3 protein-coding genes are annotated in these 2,504 nt (G+C 47.5%); 1 reads left to right on the top strand and 2 read right to left on the bottom strand.

All coding sequences use genetic code 11. From position 1 onward, the window contains the following. Positions 1-1,163, top strand: a 1,163-nt coding sequence (locus B3K42_RS04735; RefSeq protein WP_292597147.1) for an iron-containing alcohol dehydrogenase, incomplete at its 5' end; no start/stop codon positions are given. Between the two features lie 512 nt (positions 1,164-1,675). On the opposite strand, the gene B3K42_RS04730 is transcribed toward B3K42_RS04735, so the two are convergent. Both B3K42_RS04730 and B3K42_RS04725 read right to left on the bottom strand, forming a co-directional pair. Continuing rightward, complete coding sequence (locus tag B3K42_RS04730; protein WP_292597144.1) at positions 1,676-1,849, bottom strand: hypothetical protein; 174 nt, start codon at positions 1,847-1,849, stop codon at positions 1,676-1,678. 270 nt (positions 1,850-2,119) lie between these two features. After that, positions 2,120-2,504, bottom strand: a 385-nt coding sequence (locus B3K42_RS04725; RefSeq protein WP_292597141.1) for a thioredoxin family protein, incomplete at its 5' end; no start/stop codon positions are given.

Raw genomic sequence — 2,504 nt, 5'->3', positions numbered from 1 at the left:
TGTTAGATTTCACATTTCACAATGCCACAAAGATAATTTTCGGTAGAGACACCGAGAAGAAGGTCGGAGAAGAGATTTCGAAGTTGGGCAAGAAAGTCCTCTTTCACTACGGCGGAGGCAGTATAAAGAAGACTGGCCTGTACGATCGTGTAGTGGAAAGCTTGAAAGAATCAGGAGTAGAGATCTTCGAGCTAGGTGGAGTAATGCCCAATCCGAGGTTGTCTCTTGTAAGAGAAGGAATCGAACTCTGCCGAAAAAACAACGTCGATGCAATCCTCGCAGTTGGCGGAGGAAGTGTCATCGACTCGGCCAAGGCAATTGGGATAGGCGTTCCCTACGACGGAGATGTCTGGGACTTCTACTCAAAAGGCAAGAAAGTGGAAGAGATGCTTCCGCTTGGTGTCGTTCTAACAATCCCCGCAGCAGGAAGCGAATCAAGCGGCGGATCGGTTATCACAAACGAAGACGGCTGGTACAAAAGAGCAACCAACAGCGTTGCCATGAGAGCCAGATTCGCGATCATGAACCCCGAGCTGACATTCACTCTACCTGCTTATCAGACGGCAGTTGGAGCCGTAGACATCATGTCTCACGTCATGGAAAGGTACTTCACAAATGTGAAGAATGTCGATTTCACTGATAGACTGTGCGAAGCTACTCTTAGAACCATGATCAGGAACACCCCAATAGCTATCAAAGAGCCGGAAAACTACGATGCGAGAGCCGAGATAATGTGGGCCGGAACCATAGCTCATAACGACTTGCTCAGCACGGGAAGAATAGGAGACTGGGCTACCCACGGCATGGAGCATGAACTCAGCGCGATATACGACATAGCTCACGGCGGGGGTCTGGCAATTATGTGGGCACCGTGGATGACATACGTTTACAAACATGATATTAATCGCTTTGCCCAGTTTGCTTACAGAGTTTGGGATGTCGAACCGGACTTTAATAATCCAGAAAAATCCGCTCTTGAGGGAATCAAGAGGCTGAAGGAATTCTTCGCGAGTTTAGGCATTCCCGTTACGCTAACAGATGCCGGAATTCCCGACGACAGGTTTGACGAGATGGCCGAAAAAGCAACTGAAGACGGCCCTCTAGGTCAGTTCGTCAAGCTTGACGAGGATGCTGTGAAGAAGATATACGAACTGGCGAAGTGAAATTACTCGACCGTAAAACGTTATCCACTAGTTGAAAAGAGAAGAAGATTACAGCCAGAAAGCTAAACAAGGTTGCGAAACTTGGAGTTTGAAAATATCGGGTAGCGAGTGAGAAGTATAACAGAGTTGTAGGGGCGTGCGGCTGCACGCCCCTTTTCTTCAGGTCACCTATTTCTTCAGAAAGTCTGATGAATTTGTGAATACTCATCAAATCCATGAGGAGAACCTATTGATTGATTGTTGTGTTCTTCAGAATTACCCGACGCTGTAATCCCTTAGAGCCTGTCATTAGATGCGTGGCTTTATTGGTTCTCTTTAGGGCGAACAGCCGTTCGCCCCTACAAAAGAATCGCAGAGACGTTTCGTTTGATTTCGTTATTCCGTAGAGTCTGAAACAAATGCTTCTGTTTCAGAAGACGGGGACGTCAGGAGCTCGTCAGTCCCTTTTTCAAATTCTCCATATCGTGGTTTTGATAACCCGTTCTCGCTAGCCGCCCCTTACAACCAGATCTTTATTTTCTCGGAAGACCGAGAACCTGAAATGCCTCCTGGCGCGTAAGCGCCAACATCACTTCCTCGCGCCAGCGGGCCTCACTTCCTGCCGGAGGCAGTATCACTTCTACTCTTGGCTCTTTCTGAGGATGGCAGATCGAAACTGCTACGATTATTAATTCTCGTCTTCTCAAAGCGGAGCTCTCTACAGCGCTCTTGCTCGGTTGCTCTTATCGAGGGACGGGTACATGCTCTTGGACGGGCAGCGGAGGACGGCTCTTCACAGCGCTCAGCGGTTCTTTTACGGTCTTCTCGTAGGACGGAGAACCGTTGACGGTCAATGATTATCAACTCTCGTCTTCTCGCGAGCGGAGCGAGCGTCTCGACATAATCTTTCTCGATTCATCCTCTCTTATGCCCGCGAAGCGGAACTTGCCTACTTCAGCAGAATGGCTTCTGAAATGCTAACTCTCTGTCTCATCAATTTCACGAAGGTAGTCTATAACTTCTTCGAGAGAGAAGTATCTGCACCATCTCTTCTGCTCTCTACCATCAACCTGCACAACAATCGTCGGGACTGTAAAGACAGAGTGTTCTGAAGCAACCGCAGGATTCTCTACAGTATTTATTTTGTAGAATTTCCAGGAAACAAAAGTGTCTTCAACTTCATCAAGTTTTGTTTCAATCGCTGCACAGACACCGCAGCCTGGACTGAAGAAGTCAATAAGAACCTTTCCGATGACTCCCCTCAATTCTGCCAGAGTTACTTCCTTCACTTCATCGCCTCCTAAAAGCATTATAATTGATAATGATAGTAGAATATGTGCGAGGTGGAGTCTTGCAACAAAA

Origin of the sequence: Mesotoga sp. UBA6090 (genome assembly GCF_002435945.1) — a bacterium.
Classification (GTDB): Bacteria; Thermotogota; Thermotogae; order Petrotogales; family Kosmotogaceae; genus Mesotoga.
This window is presented reverse-complemented; position numbering and strand designations above follow the sequence as displayed.